Origin of the sequence: Nocardia sp. CA-084685, from assembly GCF_050955785.1 — a bacterium.
GTDB lineage: Bacteria > Actinomycetota > Actinomycetes > Mycobacteriales > Mycobacteriaceae > Nocardia.
On record NZ_CP192094.1, the window covers coordinates 4,459,650 to 4,478,604 of the forward strand.

Below are 18,955 nucleotides of genomic sequence, written 5' to 3' on the forward strand. Positions count from 1 at the left end.
GTGGTACCAGATGGCGTCCCGTTCGGTCCGGCCGATGCAGCAAATGTCGGCCCCGCCGGAAGATGTGCTCCAACCCGGGGCAAATTACGTGAACTTCACCAACCATCGCGTGTCAGCAGTAGTCGATACGGCACGTGACGCATTCAGAGCTCGACTCCGGCAACTCGGCAACGTGGCCGAGTTCGCGGACGTCATAGAGCTCGTCGGGGTCTACATCACCGAATTCGGCGCCCACGTCGAACTGGACAAAGGGGTGCATGGCCCATCAGGGCGACTACGGAGATGTTGAGAATAATTCTCGATTCAACCATTTAGTTGAAGGATGAAAAATGTCCACTAAGACAGTGAAAACCGTTGCCGCCACTGTTATGGCCTTGCCCTTGCTTGTCCTCGCAGCGCCCGCAGCTTCTGCTGACTCGCCGTCGGCCGCCACTCCGGCCGGTGGTGGTTCGGTCGCAATTTGTTTCCCTCTCGGTAGCGTCGTTTGGTGCATCTGAGCTTCTCGGCACCCTCGAACTGGGCTAGCCGGTCGAGGACGCAATTTCATGCTTGCGGTGCGTCGTGCGCGACGCACCGCAGGCGGAGACGGTCGGTAGCGGTGTCCGCGGTCTGACCTCGTCGGGCAGCGGGCCCGGTGCCGAAGGCAGAATCGCCGCGCACAGATACGATCCGCACTTGATGATGCGGCGTGGAAATCGTTGCGGCGCTGTTGGTTCGGGGGTGTCCACACGAGGGTTGTGTGGGGCACAGCAGGTCGACGTCGGGTGCTGTGGGCGGAAGTCCACTCCCACACGTTGCCCGCCATATCATGCACACCGTAGCCGGTCGGTGCATAAGTCCCGACCGCTGTGGTGCCGGGCGTCGCGGCCTGCCCGCGACCGGGGGAATTGCCACGCAAAATGCGCCGACCCAGATGTTGGCCATACCTCGGCCGGTGGGTTCTAGCTGCTCCCCCGAGGCCTAGGTTGCACCGTCCAGTCCGCCGCGGGCGGCATACTCCCGTTCGGCCTCGGTCGGCAGCTTTTGCCGAACTAGGCCGCGTATGCCGCCGCGTCCTCGTGGGCGACCCGGGTGGCCGGGTGACGATCGCGTCCGTCGAGAGTGCTGCCGGGCCCGCGCGGGGACGCCAGCATGCGCCGGGCACCTACCACCACCGGCGCCAGTGGTCCAAATGGCACCGGTCCCGATAGCCCCGGATCGCCGCCTCAATCACGCGAGAACGCCGCGGCCGCAGCCATTTCCAGGTCCTGGTACGGCTTGCCGCTCACGTCCTCGATGACCTGGTGCATCGTTCCGCCCGTGAACGGGAACGGTGAGCGATACCTCGCGGATACGGACTGACCGCTATCACGGCCGACGCGGATTCCTTCGCCGACGCCGGAGAAGACGATGGGCTGGGTCCGCATGTCATCGAGGGAGCCGACCGGGTCCTCATCGATGTAGAGGACGGCCTCGCCGGTGGGTGTGAAGTTGTCGGGGCGGGTACCGCGGCGTTCGTACCGGATCCCGAGGATGTGGTCGCCCAGCGGGACGGTCCGATCGGAGACGATGGTCTGCTCTTCCTCGCCGAGGAAGTTGTAGGTGTAACAAAGGCGGCCGTCCTTGACGTACAGGGTGTGTCCACCGAGCCGGCCGCCGTGGGCGAACAGCACCCCCTCGGCATCGGCACTGTCGATCGTCGCCTCTGCGAGCAGCGCGAACGACCGCCCCTGAATCTCCAGCGCCGCACCGGGTCCCACCTCCGCGACGTCCGGATAGTAGACCGCATTGTCGCGCTTGGCGCCGTACGTCGGGCGGGAGCGGGTCATCATCGAGACGACGTCGAGATCGTTGAGCGGGAAGCCGTAGTATTTCTCGGCCTCCGAGAACCACAGCGCCTTCAGCTCCTCCAACTTCTCGGGATGAACCTCGGCCAGGTCGTGCATCTGACTGCGGTCTTGCTCGATATGGAACAGTTCCCAGCGGTCCTGGTCGAAATGCCCCCAACCGGACGGGCATGCCGCGTGAATGGCGTCGGCGAACCATCCGTCGTGCCAGATCCCGCGCGTGCCGAGCATCGAATAGAACTGCGTGTGCTTGCCGACGTCCGCGTTCGCGTCATCGAACAGCGCTCGGAAACTGACGCCTTCTAAAGGACGCTGTCGCACGTTCTTCACCGTGTCCGGTGGTGTAATGCCGAGCAGGTCGTAGACGGTCGGTGTGACGTCGCAGACGTTGAGGTACTGGTGGCGCAACTCGCCGCGGGCCGCCACCCCGGCCGGCCACGACATCAGGCACGGGTCGGCGATGCCGCCTTCGTGCGAGGCGTATCGCTTGTACAGCTTGTATGGGGTGTTGAACGCCATCGCCCACCCGATGCTGTAGTGGCTGTAGGTGGTCGGCGAACCCAGCTCGTCGAGTTTGGCCAGACTGTCCTCGACCGTGTCGATGTAGCCGTTGAAGAACTTCATCTCGTTGGCGGTGCCGTTCGGACCGCCCTCGCCGCTGGCACCGTTGTCCGAGAAGGCGACGATGATGGTGTTGTCCAGTTGGCCGCTTTCTTCGAGATAGTCCAGCAGCCGGCCGATCTGCGCGTCGGTGTAGGACAGGAATCCGGCGAACACCTCCGCCTGCCGGCGGAACAGCCGCTTCTCGTCCTCCGATAACGAATCCCACGCTCGCACCGTGTCCAGCATCGGCCACGGCTTTCCGTCGGCACTGGTGGCATTCGCATACGGGTTCATCGGCGACAGCTCGGTGTTCTCCGGCACCAGACCCATGCGCTTCTGGTTCTCCAGCACGATCTCGCGATACTTCTCATAACCCATGTCGAACCGGCCGCGGTACTTGTCGGCCCATTCCCGCGGCACGTGGTGCGGGGCGTGCCCGGCCCCTGGGCACAAGTAGGTGAACCACGGCTTGTCTGGGGCGACCACCTTCGAGTCGCGGATGAACTCGATCGCCTTCTCTGCCAGATCCTTCGACAGGTGATATCCGTCTTCCGGAGGGTACGGCTGTGGGATCGGGTGATTGTCGTAGACCAAATTCGGATACCACTGGTCGGCCTCGCCGCCCAGGAAGCCGTAGAACCGTTCGAACCCGCGACCCAGCGGCCAATGCCGCTTGGACGCGGCCAGATTCTCCTCTTCCAGTGGAGTCATATGCCATTTGCCGACCGCGTAGGTATTCCACCCGCGCTCGGCGAGAACCTCCGAGCACAGCGCGGTTTCGGCCGGTATGCGACCACACATACTCGGGAACCCGTCGGTGAACTCCTCGATGGTCGCCATACCGACCGAGGTCGCATTCCGGCCGGTCATCAAGGAGGCACGCGTGGGTGAACACAGGGCGGTGGTATGGAACTGCGTGAACTGCACACCGCTATCGGCGATGCGCTTCATATTCGGCATCTCGACCAGACCGCCGTAACAGTCCCAGGTGCCGATTCCGATGTCGTCCCACACCAGATACAGCACATTCGGCGCGTCCCGTGGTGCGGTCGGCTCCGCATAAGGCCCCCAATCGGGGACCGAATCACGGATATCGAGCGCGACCTTCCCTTCGAACTTCCTGGCCATCATCCACCTCCGATAACGAGAGCTGTTCGTTTGCCATTCGTCCTGCTGCCCAGGCTCCGGACCTCATGCGGGGTACAACGCGAACACCGATCGGTGCGGCCGTGATGTCGGGACGGGCACGCCCAGCTCCGGTGATGGCGGAGAGGGGTACGGATATTCGATTCGACGTGTGGTGGTCACGCACCTCGCGGACATGATGTCCGAATATTTGCTGATCAACGCCTTCCGTACTCAGAGAGTACGGCGTCGGACGGCGCCGTGTCAGCAGTTGCGGTCAGTCCCGCAGGGCGCAATGCCGGGCAGGTGGTCGCGCCAGCGGGAGTTTCAGTCGACGCCGAGGGCGACTTCGGTTGATTTGATGAGGACGGTGACTCGGGAGCCGTCGCTGAGTTCGAGGTCGTCGGCCGCGTCGCGGGTGATGGAGGAGGTGATTTCGTCGCCGCCGGCCAGCCGGACACGGACCACGGCCATCGCTTCGCCGCGGGTGACCGAGACGACTGTTCCATCGAGTTGGTTACGTGTGGATAGTCGCATGGCTGTGATCCTACGGGTTTCAGTCTCAGGTGGTGCCCGCGCTCATGCCGCCGGAAATGGTGATCGCTTCGCCGTTGAAATGGCGCCCGGATTCACCAACGAGGAGCAGGATCGCTTGGGAAACCTCTTGCGGCACAATCAGATCACCATTCGGTGGACCGCCGGCGAACATCGCCTCCACATCCTCTAGCGTGGGATTCTCGATATCGGGCACCATCGCCGAATACATTGCCGGATTCATGATCATATCGGTGCGCACACCGGCCGGAAGTACCGCATTGACGGTGATGCCGTGCGGAATTACTTCGTGGGCAAGCGATTTGACCAATCCGATGACGCCCCACTTCGCTGCGGCGTAATGGCCGGAGTTCGCAGCCCCCATACGGCCGACGATCGACGAGGTGGCAACAATTCTGCCCCATCGGCGATCGATCATATGCGGCACGACGGCGCGGAAACCGTGGAAGACGCCGGTGAGGTTGACATCGATCATGTCCTGCCACATCTGCTCGTCCATCTCGGCGATGGCCGCGCCCGAGGCGATGCCCGCGTTGGCGAGCAGAATGTCGATCCGGCCGAATTCGGCGATGGCCAGGTCGGCGAGCTCGTCCATCGCCGCGCGGCTGCGAACATCGGCCTGTACCGCGACGCAGCGCCGCCCGGTCTCCTCGACGAGCTTGACGGTCTGGGCGAGGTCGTCTTCGGTGCTCAACGGATAAGGCACGCTACCGATCGGTTCGCTGATATCACACAGCACGATGTCGGCACCTTCGGCCGCCAAAGTCACCGCGTGCGAACGTCCTTGACCGCGAGCGCCGCCCGTGATCACCGCAACCCTGCCCGCCAGCTGCCCCATGCGCGTCCCCTTTCGACCGGTGATCCCATGCTTTCATGATCCGTGGCACATGCGCAGTCGAAATAGCAGCGCGATCCACACCACGGGTCAGGTCGCGGACCAGCCCGACCAGCGGGTGACGTCGATGGCGAGCACCGGTCCGGGGGGCGGCTGGGTGCGGTAGATGGGATAGCGCGCGGTCAGAAGCTTCAGCGCCTGCTGCGCTTCGGGAGCGTCGGCGATTCGTGCGGTGCCGTCGGCTCTGGTCCACCACAGGTGCGTCCAGTCGTCGCTGTAGTGGTCGGCGAGCACGGCGACGGTGGGGTTCGCTGCGATATTCGCCAAGCGGCGCAACGCTGTTGTCGTCTTCGGCTTCGCATCGACGGCGCTGTAGATGATGTCGTCGATGACCGCGAATACGATCGGCACGATGTGTGGATGCAGGTCCGTGGATACGGTGGCGAGTCGGGCCACCGGTTCTGCTGTGAACCGTTCCCGCGCTGCTTTCGCGTTCAGTCGCACCGCTCCTCCGCCTTACGATCGGCAATAGACCCATTCTCACCCGCTCGGTGACTAGATGCGGACGAACAGTGGCCGCGCGGGATCCACGGGAATCGGTACGGCAGGGCCGATTCCGAACAGGATGAACACCGCGGGCTCCGGGCTGTCGCTCAAAGTGCCGTCGTAGTGCGGTGTACCCGCTGTGCGCGTGGCGAATTCGCCGGGGTACATGGGCGCGGTGGTGGTGAGGTCGATGGTGGGGCCCGCGCCGACGGTCCATACGCCCGAGAGCATTACGGCATGGCGGTCGAAGGCGTAGGCGTGCGGTGCGCTTATCCAACCGGGGTGCCAGCGGGCATAACTGGCGTAGAAACCGGGGCCGCGAGGTGAGCCGAGCACGTCGGCGGTTTCGAAGCTCTGGGGCGGTGCGCCGGGAGCAGGTTGCCAGTTCAGGTCGGCCAAGCCGTGAATCGTGGTGCCCGGACCCGGAGACCGGTCTGCGATGGTCGGAAATTCGACTGTCAACGGCTCGACAGCGTTACCGTTGGAGCCCTTCCAGACGACGGGCAGCATCAGGCCGAACGCTGGCGGCGCCAGCGCGATTCTGCGGCGCATTTCGCGCACGGTCTCGTCGTCGGCTTCGGCCAGGTATCGGTTGTCTTCCACGCGCATGACCTCCTGGACGTCATCGCAGCAGGTGCAAACCGAATTCTTGACGGAGCATACGACGGTGTGCCGGTAGTTTGCTGGAAATCCGACGAGATCAACTCGAGCGCGCTCGTCGCATCGCCACGGTGGTCCGCACACTGTCCGGCCGTACGATGCGAAGCGACTCCAGTCCACGGACGGTAAAGATGTTCCTATGACCCGCCATGTCCTCGCTATCGATCTCGGCAAGACCGGCTGTCGCGGTTCATTGCGCGTCGACGGAAGCCAGGTCGCCTATGCGCAAGCACCGGGTGCGCCCGGGCTGGCACATGCGACGGGTGTCATTGCGGCAGAGCGTGCGATCTACGCGGTGACAGATCAGATCGCCTCGCTGCCAACAACATTCACGCTGTCGGTCGGCGCAGCGGGTGCCGCATCAGCACCGGACGCGGCGACGGCGCTTGCTCGACGGCTGGCGCAAATCCCCGGCGCGGCAGCGGTCGCCGTGACTTCCGACGCCGTCACCGCACACGCCGGGGCATTGGGCGGGTCCCCGGGAGTCGTGCTTGCCATCGGAACCGGAGCCGTCGCTACCACCGTCGACGAGGCGGGCCGGTTCACCCGAGTCGACGGCTGGGGGCCGCAACTCGGCGACGAGGGCAGTGGCGGCTGGATCGGCCTCGAAGGTCTACGCGCCGCGCTACGTGCCCATGACGGCCGCGGGCCACGCACCACCCTGGTCGAGAAGGTTCGCGAACACTACGGCATCGAACTGGACGCGCTGCCGAAATATCTTGGAGAACAAGATAATCCGGCTCTGGTCGCCGCCGAGTTCGCACCCGCCGTAGCGGCCGCTGTCGACGATACCGCGGTCGCGATCATGGCGGCCGCCGCAGGCGCACTCGCTCGCACCGTCCTTGCCGCGATCGAACGATCCGGAATTCGGCCACCGGTCCCCTATGCGATCACGGGCGGTCTCACCAAACTCGGCGCGCCACTCCTGGAGCCGCTCGACCGCCAGATCGCGCACGCGATCGACCGCCGCGATCCGCTCGGCGATCCGATCGACGGCGCAGCCTTGCTCGCCGTCGATGCCACCACTGTGCTCGAAGCGCTGGTCACTCGAATCTCTGACACTTATTGACAGCATCAGTGACACGCCTGACACTTAGTTGCACTCAGTCCATCGCGTCACCGGGGAGCTGCGTTGAACGCCCTCAATCTCGCCGTCATCGTCGTCTATCTGTTCACCGTCGCGTGGATCGGGCTGCGGCTGTCCGGAAAACAGAAGTCCAGCAGCGATTATTTCGTCGGTGAGGGCCGTATGCCGTGGTGGACGGTGTGTTTCTCGGTGGTGGCCACCGAAACGAGTGTGCTCACCGTCATTTCGATTCCGGGAGGCGCGTACACCGATCAAGCCTTCGGAAATGTGGAATTGGCCATCGGGTACGTCATCGGGCGCACGGCCGTGGCGATCGTGCTGATCCCGCTCTACAAGCGCGGCGGTTTCGTCAGCGCCTATCAATACCTCGAGCTGCGTTTCGGTCGCTATCTGCAGGGAGTGGCCTCGGTAACCTTCGTATTCACCCGGCTGCTCGCCGAGGGCGTGCGGCTGTTCGCCTCCGCCATTCCGATCAAATTACTGCTCAACGAATTCGGACTCGACTTCGGCTACGACGCGATCATTGTGGCACTCACGCTGCTGACCGTCGTGTATACCTACCTCGGCGGCATCAAGGCGGTGATCTGGACCGACGCCTTGCAGATGGGCCTTTACCTCACCGGTGCGCTCATCGCGATCTGCGTGCTCACCGGCCATGTCGGTGCTTCCGGTTGGTCGGATGCGTTGCATGCGGGCAAATTCCGTGTCTTCGATACCGATTTCGGTCTCGCGCACATTCTCACCAGCACTTTTGCGTTGCCGACCGCGATCGTCGGTGGCGCGATTTTCGCCATGGCCTCGCATGGCTCGGATCAGCTGATCGTGCAGCGCATTCTGGCGACGCGGTCGCTGCGCGACAGTCAGAAGGCGATGGTCGGTTCGGGCATCTTCGTTGCCATCCAGTTCGCCGCCTTCTCCCTGGTCGGTGTGCTGCTGTGGTCCTATAACGGCGGCAAGACGGCCAAGGAACTCGGATTGGCCAGTTCGGACAGCCTGTATCCGAACTTCATCCTGCACGGGCTGCCGGTGGTGGTCTCCGGGCTGCTGGTCGCCGGAATCCTCGGCGCGGCAATGGGTTCGCTGTCCTCGGCGTTGAATTCCATGGCCAATTCGACGGTCGCCGATATCATTCGTAGCTTCTCCCGGCGCACACTCGCCGATGACACGCTGCTGCGGTTGGCGCGCGTGATGACACTGGTGTGGGCGGCGCTGATGGCGCTGTTCGCCATGGGTTTCAGTGCGACGACGGGCAATGTGTATCTGACGGCGCTCACCATCGCGGGCTACACCTACGGTGCGCTGCTGGGTGCGTTCCTGCTCGGGCGACTGGTCGCGCGCGCCAACCAGTTCGACGCGATCCTCGCCTTCATCGCCACGGTGATCGTGATGACATTCGTGGTGCGGGTGGTCAAGATCGATGTGACCGTCGCCGGGAAGGTGGTCGAAAAGGGTATCGCGGCACAGTGGTTGGTGCCGATCGGCGTGCTCGTGACATTGGTCGTCGGTGGTATCGCGAGCCTGTTCCATCCAGCGTCGGCTCCCGATGAGCCGGAGCCTATTGCGGCGGTGGCGTAGTGCGTGTCATCGGGCTGATGTCGGGAACCTCGCACGATGGTATCGATGCCGTCGGCGCGGATATCGTATTGCGGGATACGACGATTCAGGTGCGACTCGTCGGACATCTCAGCCGACCGTATCCCGACGAACTGCGCTCGGAACTCATCGCCGCCTTGCCGCCCGGTGCCATAGACATGGCGACCGTGTGCCGTCTGGATACCGCGATCGGCCAGACCTTCGCCGATGCGGCAATCGCGGCAATGTACGAGTTCTTCGGCGGCACAGCCGATCTCGTTGCCTCCCATGGGCAGACCGTCTACCACTGGGTGAGCGACGGTGCGGTGCGAGGCACGCTGCAGCTGGGTCAGCCCGCATGGATCGCCGAACGCACCGGGTTGTCGGTCGTCAGCGACTTTCGTGCGCGCGATATCGCGGCGTGCGGACAGGGCGCACCGCTGGTCGGGCTGTTCGATCTGCTGTGGCTGGCTGGACGTTCCGAACGCGCGACCGCGCTGAATATCGGCGGGATCGCGAATGTCACGGTCACCGGCGACAAACCGGTCGCCTTCGACACCGGACCTGGCAACGCACTGATCGATGCGGCGGTCGAATTGTGCACCGGCGGCGTCGAGCATCTAGACCGCGCCGGGGAACGCGCCGCCCGCGGCGATATCGATACCGATCTGCTGGAAACCCTTCTCGCGGAACCCTATTACCGCGCACCGACCCCCAAGACCACCGGGAAGGAGCTGTTCAACCGCGCCTACCTGGAGCGCGTGTTGGACGGCCATGCGGCCTCCGCCGACGATATTGTCGCCACTGTGACCGCGCTGACAGCCCATACCATCGCCGACGCCCTCGCACCACTGCGCCCGACCGAGGTCATCGCGTCGGGCGGCGGCATACGCAATCCCACGCTGATGGCAATGCTCGGCGCATATCTGGGGCCCACGAAAGTGCGCACATCCGATGAACTCGGCATACCGTCGGCGGCGAAGGAGGCCACCGCATTCGCCGTGCTCGGCTTCCTCACCGCTCACGGTCTCGCGGGTAACCATCGCGCCTGTACCGGAGCGGGTCGCGCGGCGGTGCTCGGTTCCATCACCCCGGGTGCGGCCGGATTCACGCTGCCCACTGCGCCGATAACCGTGCCCCTACGACTCACGCTGGCGGGATGAACGATGCCCGATTCCGACGACGTACGCACTCGCTTGCTGGCAGCGCTGCCACGACTCACGCCGACCGCACTGCGCGTCGCGCAGGTGATCCGGCTCGATCCGGCCGCCGCCGCACAGCTGACAGTGAGCCAACTCGCCGAGCGGTCGGCGACCAGCACCTCCGCGGTGGTCCGGTTGGCGAAAACCCTCGGTTACGAAGGCTATCCGCAGCTGCGACTGGCCATGGCCGCGGTCGGCGGCGATGAGGGCACGCCGGTATTCGCCACCGATATCGATGCCGACGACGCCCTATCGAAGGTGCTGCACAAACTGACCGCCTTCGAAACCGAGGGCATGATGGCAACCGCCGAACTCGCCGATCCGGCGACCATGGAAGCCGTCGTCGACGCACTGGTGGGCGCGCGGCGGGTGCATCTGGTCGGCATCGGCGCGTCCGGACTTGTCGCGATGGATATGGCGCAGAAGCTGACGCGCATCGGAATGTGGTGCGGGGCATGCACATCCGAGGACGACGCACTTGTGCAGGCCAGCCTGCTGGAGACCGGTGATGTAACGGTCGCGTTCTCGCATTCGGGCGAAACCGCCGCGATCGTCGAAGCCGTGCACCGGGCCGTCGACGCGGGCGTGACGACGGTTGCTGTGACGGCCGGGGCGGGATCCGGACTCGCGAATGCCGCCGCGCACACGGTGCTGGTAGCCGGACGGGAGGACGGATTCCGTTCCGCGGCGATGGCGAGTCGGATGAGTCAACTCCTCATCGTCGATGCGCTGTATGTCGGTGTCCTGCAACGCACACCGTCGGCGGCCAGGGCGCTGCGGCGCACCTACGAGGCGGTAGCCGATCGTCGCAACAAGGAGGCCGAATGAAGTACCCGGTGTCGCGGTGACCGAAATCGGTTCGCTGACAACCGAAGCGTCGAATCCACGCACCACCACGCTGGATTCGATGCCGATCGCTGAGCTGCTGCGCACCATGAACGCCGCGGATGCCGGTGTGGCTTCGGTTGTCGCGCAGGCGATCCCGCAGATCGCACAGGCGGTCGAGCTCATCGTCGCGGCGCGGCGGCGGGGCGGCAGGCTGATCTACCTCGGCGCGGGCACCAGCGGTCGCCTCGGCGTACTGGATGCCGCCGAATGCCCACCGACCTTCGGCACCGCTCCCGGCGAGGTCCTCGGCATAATCGCGGGTGGACCGCAGGCACTGCTGCGGGCCGTCGAAGGCGCCGAGGACGATCCGGTGTTGGCCGCCGCCGACCTGTCCGCCATCGCACTCACCAGCGACGATGTCGTTGTCGGGCTGGCGGCGAGCGGTCGAACCCCCTACGTCATCGGTGCGCTGCGATACGGCCGCTCGATCGGTGCCGCGACGGTCGCGATCTCCTGCAACCGCAATGCGCAAGCCAGCAGCTGCGCCGACGTCGGCATCGAAATCGACACGGGCCCTGAGGTTTTGACGGGCTCCACCCGGTTGAAGGCGGGCACAGCGCAGAAGATGGTGTGCAATATGCTCTCCACCGCAGCCATGGTGCGGTCGGGCAAGGTCTACCGGAACCTGATGGTGGATGTGCAGCCCACCAATGCCAAACTCGTGGACCGCGCCCGCCGTATCGTCGCCGAGGCGACCGGAACCGACTCGGCGACAGCCGCAGCACTACTGGACGCGGCCGACGGTCAGGTCAAAACGGCCATCGTTATGCGCCTGGCCGGAGTCGACGTGTCGGCGGCCCGCGCACTGCTGTACGAAGCGGACGGTCGCGTGCGCGACGCGGTCCAGCACTGAATATCCCCTTCGCCGCACGACCAACCGGCTACCCTGACCCACAGTTCCGCGACACCGCCGGAACGATGTGTCGGCGATTCGGAGGCACCATGCTGTCCCTGCAGGAGATTTCCGACCGCCTGGAGATCGAGGACCTCATGGTCCGATACTCACATGCGGTCGACACCCAGCGATGGGCTCTGCTCGATGAGATCTTCACCGAGGATGCGCATATCGATTACTCGGCGATGGGCGGCCCTGCCGGTGATCTGGAATCCACCAAGAAGTTCCTGTCCACGGTCATGCCGAACTTCCTTGCGTTCCAACATCTGATCAGCAATTCGTCCATCAGTGTCGACGGCGACAGCGCAACCGGGCGCACCATGTGTCACAACCCCATGCTGGTCTCGACCGGCGAAGGTCAACAGAGTCTGATGCTGTGCGGGCTCTGGTATCACGACACGTTCGCCCGTATCGATGGTCGGTGGCGAATCAAGCAGCGTGTCGAGGAGAAGAGCTTCATGTTCGTCGCGCCCGGCAGTGCCTGAATACGAATCGAGGCTCCCGAATTCGGGAGCCTCGATCGATCATTCGTGTTGGCATTTATCGCCGCAGGAGCATTTGCCGCCATCCTGGCAACCGCACCGGCAGTCCGGACCACAAGCACAGGGAAGAACGCTGGGGAACCATCCCAAAACCTTTCCGAAGTAGGGCTTGCCGCCTGAGCTATAGCCGGGAAGTATAACCAGGCGATCAGCCGGTCTGCCGAGTAGTTCGAAGAATGGAGGTACTGATTCCGCGTCCGCTGGTCGGCAAGGCGTGGGCCGGAATTTCCGGACCGCTGTTGGGGTTGGTGCGGAAAACAACCGATGGGAGTGCAGTGAACGACTTCAACGCGCAGGTGATCAATGAGTTCCGCGCCAATGCGGGCAAGGTCGGCGGCATGTTCGAGGGTGCGCCGATGGTGCTGATCACGACGACGGGCGCCAAATCCGGCCGCCAGGTCACCAGCCCGCTGGTCTATCTCCCCGACGGCGAACGAATCGTGTTGATCGCCTCGAATGGCGGTGCCGACAAGCATCCGGCCTGGTACCACAACCTGCGCGCGAACCCGGAATTCACCGTGGAGCTCGGTACCGAAAGCTATACGGCGAAGGCCGAGGTGGTGACCGGTGCCGAACGCGATGAGCTGTATGCGCGGATGGTCGAGATCATGCCGGGTTTCGGTGAGTACCAAGCGAAGACGTCTCGGGTGATTCCGGTCGTCGCGGTGTATCGCCAAGAGGCCTGATGCTCCGATGGTGCCAGCCCGGTCCCTGATCGCCGGGCTGGCACCAGCCGATCAGGATTTATCGCCGAACCAGCGGCACAGCGCTTCGGCAAGTCCATCGCGATCGCCGCAATCCGCTGCCCAGGCAACGCAACCGTCCGGTCGAATCAGCATTGCGGAAAGCTCGCGTGGTGCAACGGGTTTCGCGGTCACCACGCGCACCCGATCCGACCACGGTGCGGCGATCGCCCGCAGCTGCGCGGAATCGGCCAGATCCAACAGAATCGCCCGACCATCGGCGAAGTGCGCACCGACCCGACTGCCATCGGACAGCTCGATATCCGGTGCGACCGCGCCGATCAGCTCGTGGCCACCGCCGAGGTCGTAGCGGTGCAGTACACCGGAGATCCTCTTGAAGATCGCGGTGCTGCCGTCGCGGGTGGCCAACAGATCGGTCATCACTTTGCGTAATGCCTTGCTGCGCTGGTCGAGTCGCATGAGCGCCACTTGTGCGCGGGTCCACTCCAGCACCCATGCGCCGACGGGATGACGTTCGGCGGTGTAGGTGTCGAGCAGGGTTACGCTCGCGTCGCCGCGCACCACCGCGGCCAATTTCCAGCCGAGGTTGACCGCATCGCCGATGCCGAGATTGAGTCCCTGCCCACCGAACGGCGAATGCACATGGGCCGCATCGCCGGCGAGCAACACTCGGCCCTTGCGATAGTCGGTGACCTGGCGGGTGTTATCGGTGAATCGCGTTGCCGAATGCACAGCGGTGATCTCGACCGGCACACCCGACACCGCGCGTAGGCTGGCCTGCAATTCGGCCGCGGTCACCGGGGTTGTCCGGTCGGCGGGCGGGCCGTCGAGTTCGACGGTCAGGATCCGGCCCGGTGTCGGACCGCTGGTGTAGATCCCGGTGTGGGTGGTGTTCCAGCCCGGACGCAAGCCCTCCGCACCGGTCATTTCGACGACCGCCTGATGGCCGGTGATCTCCGGGTCCAGACCCGGGAAATCGAATCCGGCCAGCTTGCGGACCGTGCTGCGGCCGCCGTCGCAGCCGACCAACCAGTTCGCGCGGACGGTGCCGTCGGCGAGGCGGACAGTGACACCGGTTCCGTCATCGTCGAATTCGGTCAACTCCACACCGCGCCGGATCTCGATCCCGAGTTCGCCGGCACGCCGAGCCAGGATCGCCTCGATGGCCTGCTGGGCCACCAGCACCGCCTCGGCGCCCGGGCCGAGTTCGGCGAAAAGCGGTTCGTCGAAGTCGATTTCGTCTGCGCGAAGCATGATGCCCGCGAAATGACCAGCGATCGGCAGACGCTGGGTCGCGGCATTCGGGACCATGCCCGCCGCGCGGATGCGCTGCACCGTCGCATTCTGCTGTTCGAGCAGATCGGGCAGCATGCCCCGGCGGTAGAACGCCTGCGCGGTGGGCACATTGATCGCAGCGGCCTTGATGGTCATATCGGGTTCGGCCAGCCGCTCGACCACCAGCACCTCGGCGCCACCGAGGCGAAGTTCGCAGGCCAGCATCAGCCCGACCGGTCCGGCACCGGCGACGACCACATCGAATGTCTCGTTCATGAACTCGACTCTGCCGATGGGCGGTTGCGGCCGGCTTACATCGCCTTGCATGCGCCTTGCATCGCGCCGGAACCCGCCTCAGTCGAACTGATCGATGGCGGCCACGGCGATCTCGTGGTCGGTCCGCGACAACGCGGCGCCAGGGATGCCCAATGCGCCGATGACGGTATCGCCCGAGCGAATGTGCACACCTGCACCGTAGGTGGACCAGCGAACGTGCGCCGGCGAGGCCGAGTCCGAAGAGATTCCGGAAGTTCTGCGAGGTGCTCGAAACCGTGGTCCGACGCGGGGTGCTGCGTAGAGAATCGAATCGAGCGAAGGAGTCTCATGGAACCGATTGTTTCCGTCACCGGTGGCAAGATCCGCGGCTGGACGACCGCCGGGATCAGCGCATTTCTCGGCGTGCCGTATGCGGCGGCGCCGGTCGGGCCCGCGCGCTTCCGGCTGCCGACGCGCGTGCCGGACTGGCAGGGGGTTCGTGATGCGCTCACCCACGGCGCGACCTGCGTGCAGACCCCATATCCTCCGCCGATCCACGCGCTGATCGGTAGTGACGGGATACCGGGTGAGGAATATCTGAATGTCAATGTGTGGACCCCGGATCCAGGCGGTGCCGGACTGCCGGTCATGGTGTGGATTCACGGTGGCGCATTCACTCGAGGATCCAATGCCAGGGCGATCTACGACGGTTCGGCGTTCGCACGCGACGGGGTCGTGCTGGTCTCGATCAACTACCGGCTCGGGATATCCGGCTTCGCGGCGGTGCCGGACGCGCCGCTGAACCGAGGGCTACACGATCAACTGTTCGCGCTGCAGTGGGTGCAGGAGAACATCGCGGCCTTCGGCGGGGACCCGAACCGGGTCACCGTATTCGGGGAGTCGGCGGGCGGAATGAGTGTGGCGACGCTGATGGCTTCGCCGCTGTCGCGTGGGTTGTTCCGTCAGGCAATCATGCAGAGCGGCAATGGATCCGCCGCGGTGGCCGTCGAAGATGCCCGCAAGCTCGCCGGAGAATTGGCGACGAGTATCGGAATCAGCCCCACCGCGGCGGATTTCGGCGAGCTCGGTCCCGATGAGTTACGCGCGGCGCAGGATGGGCTCGCGTTGGCGCTGATGAGTGATCCGGATCCGGCGCGGTGGGGGTCCTCGATCATTGGCAACGGGATGGGGATCATGAGTCTGCTTCCGGTGATCGATGGTGAGGTGGTCGAAGGGAAGCCCGTCAATGTTCTTGCCGCGCAACCTGATCGGGCCGTGCCGCTCATCGCCGGATGCACGGCCGAGGAGTTCCGGTTCTTTACGGTGCCGACGGGGATCGCCGCCGGGATCACCGCGCAGACCCTGCCTTTCGTGCTCACCCGCTACGGACTCGATCCCGGGCTCGGGGATATCTACGGTGCCAATCGCCCTGGTGCGTCAGCGGCGGATGTGTTCGCCGCGATCATTACCGATCGGGCCTTCCGCTCGGACACCCTGCGGATCGCTCAGTCCATTGCCGCCGCGGGTGCGCCGAGCTTCGCCTATGAGTTCGCGTGGTCGTCCGGTATCGAGGGGCTCGGTGCCTGTCACGTTCTGGAGGTGCCGTTCGTCTTCGACGCACTCGCCGGGGCGCACACCCTGACCGGTCCCAATCCGCCGCAGCCGCTTGCCGATGAAATCCATTCGGCGTGGGTGGCTTTCGCCGCGTCCGGTGATCCGGGGTGGGCGCGCTTCGAGGAGGATTCGCGGCTGGTGCAGGTATTCGACAGTCCGCAGTCGGGTGTGGTCAGTGATCCGCGCGGGGACGAATTGGCGGCGTTGCGGAAGTCGGTAGCCTGATACGGGGCGTGGAGCGAACCGATCGAGAGCGGGTGGAATTGCTCGCACGCGTTACTTGCCGAAGGTGCTGGAAATCGTTGTGGCAGAGGCGCATAGGGCGGCACGGGCTGCGGCCACGGCCGGGTGTCGGCCGGTACCGCGACGGTAGGCCAACAGGGTTTTGCGCCGGGTCGGCAAGGCTGTGAGCAGTATGTTCGGCGATGGAGTGAGTGCGCCGAGTTCGGGGACCAGGGCAACGCCCTGACCTGCGGCGACCAAGGCGAGGACGGTGCTGAAATCGTCCACGTGATGACGGACCCGAGGAGTGAATCCGGCTGCCTGGCAGACCCGGATCGTCATGGTGTGGCAAAGCGTGCCGGGAGTGCCGAGGATCCAGGAGGTGTCGTGGTGGTCTTCGAGCGGTGCGGCGGTTGGGGCGGCCAGGTAGATGGTCTCCTCCAGGAGCGGCTCGGTGTCCAGAGCGGGATCAGGTTCGGCGGGTACATAGTCGTACTCCTGGACCAGCGCCACGTCCAGGGCTTCGGCACGAAGTGCGTCCGGGACGGTAGCTGGATCCAGTTCTGTCACAAGCAATTCCAGGCGCGGATGGTCGTGGCTCAGAGCGACCAAGGCGGGGGCGAGGATCGTGGCGACGGCCGTCGGGAAAGCGCCGATGCGCAGCGTTCCGGTAAGTGTTGCGCGGGAGGCAGCCAGGTCGGCGGTGGCCTGTTCGAGGGCCGCGAGGATTGTCTCCGCGTGGTCGACCAGGGTGAGTGCGGCAGGGGTGAGAGTGACGCGTCGCCCGGTTCGTTCGAGCAGCGGTACTCCTGCTTCGCGCTCCAGTGCGGTCAATTGCTGCGACACGGCCGACGGTGTGTAGCTCATCGCCTCCGCGACCGCCGCGATCGTCTTGCGATGGGCCAGTTCGCGCAGGAGGCGTAGCTTCCGAACATCGAGCATCAGTTCAGCTTATGCTCAACGGAAGAAAAGTGAACTGGACCTGAAGTATCGTCGCGAGCCAATCTTGAAACCATGACGCTCACCGGCCTCTTCGTCCCCCTGATCACGCCGTTCACCGCCAATGACGAACTCGCCGCCGACGCACTGGCGGGCCTGGCCAACGAGGTCCTCGACGACGGTGCAACCGGCATCGTAGCCCTCGGCACTACTGCCGAAACCGCCACCCTCACCCCGGACGAACGTCGTCGCGTCCTCGACATCTGCGGCACCGTCTGCCGAGAACGCAACGCTGTCTTGATCGCCGGTGCGGGCACCAATTCCACTGCGGATTCGGCTCGAGCGCTCGCTGCCCTCGGCCCCACCAGCACCGCCGCACTCACCGTCGTCCCCTACTACACCCGCCCCTCCGAAGCCGGAGTAGTCGCCCACTTCCGTCACCTGGCCGCCACCAGCCCGGTCCCCCTCATCGTCTACAACATCCCATATCGCACCGGCCGCACCCTCGGCCCAGACACGCTCCACGAACTCGCCAGTATCCCGAATATCATCGGCTTCAAACACGCCGTCGGCGGCATCGACGAGACCACAACCACTTTCATGGCCACCGTCCCACCCGACACCACCGTCCTTGCCGGAGACGACCTGCACGCCCCCGCGCTCCTAGCCCTCGGTGCCCACGGCGCCATCCTCGCCACCGCCCACTTGGCCACCTCCGCCTTCGCCACCCTGATCCACCTCTGGCGCAATGGCCCCATCGATGAAGCCCGCGCTCTTACCCGCCGCCTCACACCGCTGTCGGCAGCTCTGTTCGCCGAACCCAACCCCGTAGTCATCAAATCCGCCCTGGCCGCGCAAGGCCGCATCCCCACCCCCGCCGTCCGCCTGCCCCTCATTCCCGCCGCCCCCGAAACAACCACCGCCGCCCTCGAAGCGCTAACCCACCTCAACGCCACCATCCCCGCTCGATCGCCCAATTCCCCAGCGCCCAAGGCTGATTCACGCGGACAGCGTGTTCAGACGAGCTCCTTCCTACCGCTGAGTGCGTGGGTGCGCTAACTCGACCGAATGAACTCGAACCGCGGCCGTTCGGATCTCAGTGCAGAGGCGAGCAGTATTTGTCGGCTCCGTGGTGTCGACATGGATCACCGGGGTCAATTCCAGCGGTCGCCCGTACATGGCCCAGGTGTCCCAATCGCGCGCAAGCCGCAGCCCGTCGTTGTGCACCGCGGCGCGCTGCCGTCGCGCATATCTGGCCCGCGCCGTCTCGACAGCAGCGTCACACCAGATCTCGATGGCGCGATCGGCGCTGACGCGCCGAATTCCCGCTCTCGCGAACTCGAGGTCGCGCGGCTGGAACCACCACGAATCGATCACCACCGTCTGCGGTGTCGCCGTGGCCATCGCCCAGACGGCCTCCATTGCGATCGCGCCGAGCGAGGGTACGGATTCGGGCCTCGAAATACATTCCGCCAAGGCTTCTTTCACTGTGTCCTTCGACAGCAGTTGCGCATCCAGTTCGCGGGCGAGCGGTGCCGCCAATGTCGACTTACCCGAGCCCGGTAGGCCATTGACCAGCACCAGGAGTTTGTCCTTTGGTTGCGTCACCC

18 protein-coding genes are annotated in these 18,955 nt (G+C 64.9%); 9 read left to right on the forward strand and 9 right to left on the reverse strand.

Annotated elements, in window-relative coordinates:
- Nucleotides 1–274 precede the first annotated feature (274 nt).
- The 6 genes from ACQP2U_RS20120 to ACQP2U_RS20145 form a co-directional block, all read right to left on the reverse strand.
- Entirely contained in the window at nucleotides 275–805 is a 531-nt protein-coding gene (locus ACQP2U_RS20120; protein ID WP_433716070.1) for a hypothetical protein, read from the reverse strand.
- 400 nt (nucleotides 806–1,205) lie between these two features.
- Nucleotides 1,206–3,557, reverse strand: a complete 2,352-nt coding sequence (locus ACQP2U_RS20125; RefSeq protein ID WP_433716533.1) for an arylsulfatase — start codon at nucleotides 3,555–3,557, stop codon at nucleotides 1,206–1,208.
- A gap of 324 nt (nucleotides 3,558–3,881) precedes the next feature.
- Nucleotides 3,882–4,091 (reverse strand): TOBE domain-containing protein, encoded by a 210-nt coding sequence (locus ACQP2U_RS20130; RefSeq protein ID WP_040690806.1) that lies wholly within the window; start codon nucleotides 4,089–4,091, stop codon nucleotides 3,882–3,884.
- Nucleotides 4,092–4,116: 25 nt separating this feature from the next.
- The gene (locus ACQP2U_RS20135) at nucleotides 4,117–4,947 is read right to left on the reverse strand and encodes a mycofactocin-coupled SDR family oxidoreductase (RefSeq protein WP_433716071.1); all 831 of its coding nucleotides are present in this window, start codon (nucleotides 4,945–4,947) and stop codon (nucleotides 4,117–4,119) included.
- An 87-nt stretch (nucleotides 4,948–5,034) separates the two neighbouring features.
- Entirely contained in the window at nucleotides 5,035–5,442 is a 408-nt protein-coding gene (locus tag ACQP2U_RS20140; RefSeq protein ID WP_433716534.1) for a TIGR03668 family PPOX class F420-dependent oxidoreductase, read from the reverse strand.
- A gap of 57 nt (nucleotides 5,443–5,499) precedes the next feature.
- The gene (locus ACQP2U_RS20145) at nucleotides 5,500–6,093 is read right to left on the reverse strand and encodes a hypothetical protein (protein WP_433716072.1); all 594 of its coding nucleotides are present in this window, start codon (nucleotides 6,091–6,093) and stop codon (nucleotides 5,500–5,502) included.
- Between the two features lie 196 nt (nucleotides 6,094–6,289).
- Between ACQP2U_RS20145 and ACQP2U_RS20150 the strand changes: the two genes are divergently transcribed.
- The 7 genes from ACQP2U_RS20150 (at nucleotide 6,290) to ACQP2U_RS20180 (ending at nucleotide 13,022) form a co-directional block, all read left to right on the forward strand.
- Nucleotides 6,290–7,219: a BadF/BadG/BcrA/BcrD ATPase family protein gene (locus tag ACQP2U_RS20150; RefSeq protein ID WP_433716073.1), complete on the forward strand. Its 930-nt coding sequence runs from the start codon at nucleotides 6,290–6,292 to the stop codon at nucleotides 7,217–7,219.
- 63 nt (nucleotides 7,220–7,282) lie between these two features.
- Nucleotides 7,283–8,812, forward strand: a complete 1,530-nt coding sequence (locus ACQP2U_RS20155) for a sodium:solute symporter (RefSeq protein WP_433716074.1) — start codon at nucleotides 7,283–7,285, stop codon at nucleotides 8,810–8,812.
- Nucleotides 8,812–9,972: an anhydro-N-acetylmuramic acid kinase gene (locus ACQP2U_RS20160; RefSeq protein ID WP_433716075.1), complete on the forward strand. Its 1,161-nt coding sequence runs from the start codon at nucleotides 8,812–8,814 to the stop codon at nucleotides 9,970–9,972. Before ACQP2U_RS20155 ends, ACQP2U_RS20160 begins: the two co-directional genes overlap by 1 nt.
- Nucleotides 9,973–9,975: 3 nt before the next feature.
- The gene (locus ACQP2U_RS20165) at nucleotides 9,976–10,839 is read left to right on the forward strand and encodes a MurR/RpiR family transcriptional regulator (protein ID WP_433716076.1); all 864 of its coding nucleotides are present in this window, start codon (nucleotides 9,976–9,978) and stop codon (nucleotides 10,837–10,839) included.
- 16 nt (nucleotides 10,840–10,855) lie between these two features.
- Nucleotides 10,856–11,752 carry an N-acetylmuramic acid 6-phosphate etherase gene (gene murQ, locus ACQP2U_RS20170; RefSeq protein ID WP_433716077.1) on the forward strand — a complete coding sequence of 299 codons (897 nt, stop codon included), beginning with the start codon at nucleotides 10,856–10,858 and terminating at the stop codon, nucleotides 11,750–11,752.
- Nucleotides 11,753–11,841: 89 nt separating this feature from the next.
- Nucleotides 11,842–12,279 (forward strand): nuclear transport factor 2 family protein, encoded by a 438-nt coding sequence (locus ACQP2U_RS20175; protein ID WP_433716078.1) that lies wholly within the window; start codon nucleotides 11,842–11,844, stop codon nucleotides 12,277–12,279.
- 233 nt (nucleotides 12,280–12,512) lie between these two features.
- Nucleotides 12,513–13,022, forward strand: coding sequence for a nitroreductase family deazaflavin-dependent oxidoreductase (locus ACQP2U_RS20180; protein WP_433716079.1), 510 nt, complete (start codon nucleotides 12,513–12,515; stop codon nucleotides 13,020–13,022).
- A 51-nt stretch (nucleotides 13,023–13,073) separates the two neighbouring features.
- Here the strand turns inward: ACQP2U_RS20180 and ACQP2U_RS20185 are convergent, their stop codons facing one another.
- Nucleotides 13,074–14,591 (reverse strand): FAD-dependent monooxygenase, encoded by a 1,518-nt coding sequence (locus ACQP2U_RS20185; protein WP_433716080.1) that lies wholly within the window; start codon nucleotides 14,589–14,591, stop codon nucleotides 13,074–13,076.
- A gap of 327 nt (nucleotides 14,592–14,918) precedes the next feature.
- Between ACQP2U_RS20185 and ACQP2U_RS20190 the strand changes: the two genes are divergently transcribed.
- On the forward strand, nucleotides 14,919–16,409 hold the full coding sequence (locus tag ACQP2U_RS20190; RefSeq protein WP_433716081.1) for a carboxylesterase/lipase family protein: 1,491 nt from the start codon (nucleotides 14,919–14,921) through the stop codon (nucleotides 16,407–16,409).
- 51 nt (nucleotides 16,410–16,460) lie between these two features.
- On the opposite strand, the gene ACQP2U_RS20195 is transcribed toward ACQP2U_RS20190, so the two are convergent.
- The gene (locus tag ACQP2U_RS20195) at nucleotides 16,461–17,348 is read right to left on the reverse strand and encodes a LysR family transcriptional regulator (protein ID WP_433716082.1); all 888 of its coding nucleotides are present in this window, start codon (nucleotides 17,346–17,348) and stop codon (nucleotides 16,461–16,463) included.
- A 72-nt stretch (nucleotides 17,349–17,420) separates the two neighbouring features.
- On the opposite strand from ACQP2U_RS20195, the gene dapA reads away from it, so the two are divergent.
- Nucleotides 17,421–18,404 (forward strand): 4-hydroxy-tetrahydrodipicolinate synthase, encoded by a 984-nt coding sequence (gene dapA / locus ACQP2U_RS20200; protein WP_433716083.1) that lies wholly within the window; start codon nucleotides 17,421–17,423, stop codon nucleotides 18,402–18,404.
- Here dapA and ACQP2U_RS20205 read toward each other — a convergent pair.
- A complete protein-coding gene (locus tag ACQP2U_RS20205) occupies nucleotides 18,378–18,953 on the reverse strand; it encodes an AAA family ATPase (RefSeq protein WP_433716084.1) in 576 nt (191 codons plus the stop codon). The two genes, dapA and ACQP2U_RS20205, sit on opposite strands and share 27 nt — an antisense overlap.
- Nucleotides 18,954–18,955 lie beyond the last annotated feature (2 nt).

Bases quoted from the DNA above. Each gene is read 5' to 3' on its own strand.
- ACQP2U_RS20125 (WP_433716533.1), bottom strand. From the start codon at position 3,557: ATGGCCAGGAAGTTCGAAGGGAAGGTCGCGCTCGATATCCGTGATTCG.
- ACQP2U_RS20195 (WP_433716082.1), bottom strand. From the start codon at position 17,348: ATGCTCGATGTTCGGAAGCTACGCCTCCTGCGCGAACTGGCCCATCGC.
- ACQP2U_RS20135 (WP_433716071.1), bottom strand. From the start codon at position 4,947: ATGGGGCAGCTGGCGGGCAGGGTTGCGGTGATCACGGGCGGCGCTCGC.
- ACQP2U_RS20165 (WP_433716076.1), top strand. From the start codon at position 9,976: ATGCCCGATTCCGACGACGTACGCACTCGCTTGCTGGCAGCGCTGCCA.
- ACQP2U_RS20120 (WP_433716070.1), bottom strand. From the start codon at position 805: ATGGCGGGCAACGTGTGGGAGTGGACTTCCGCCCACAGCACCCGACGT.
- ACQP2U_RS20175 (WP_433716078.1), top strand. From the start codon at position 11,842: ATGCTGTCCCTGCAGGAGATTTCCGACCGCCTGGAGATCGAGGACCTC.
- dapA (WP_433716083.1), top strand. From the start codon at position 17,421: ATGACGCTCACCGGCCTCTTCGTCCCCCTGATCACGCCGTTCACCGCC.
- ACQP2U_RS20185 (WP_433716080.1), bottom strand. From the start codon at position 14,591: ATGAACGAGACATTCGATGTGGTCGTCGCCGGTGCCGGACCGGTCGGG.
- ACQP2U_RS20180 (WP_433716079.1), top strand. From the start codon at position 12,513: ATGGAGGTACTGATTCCGCGTCCGCTGGTCGGCAAGGCGTGGGCCGGA.
- ACQP2U_RS20190 (WP_433716081.1), top strand. From the start codon at position 14,919: ATGGAACCGATTGTTTCCGTCACCGGTGGCAAGATCCGCGGCTGGACG.
- ACQP2U_RS20150 (WP_433716073.1), top strand. From the start codon at position 6,290: ATGACCCGCCATGTCCTCGCTATCGATCTCGGCAAGACCGGCTGTCGC.
- ACQP2U_RS20130 (WP_040690806.1), bottom strand. From the start codon at position 4,091: ATGCGACTATCCACACGTAACCAACTCGATGGAACAGTCGTCTCGGTC.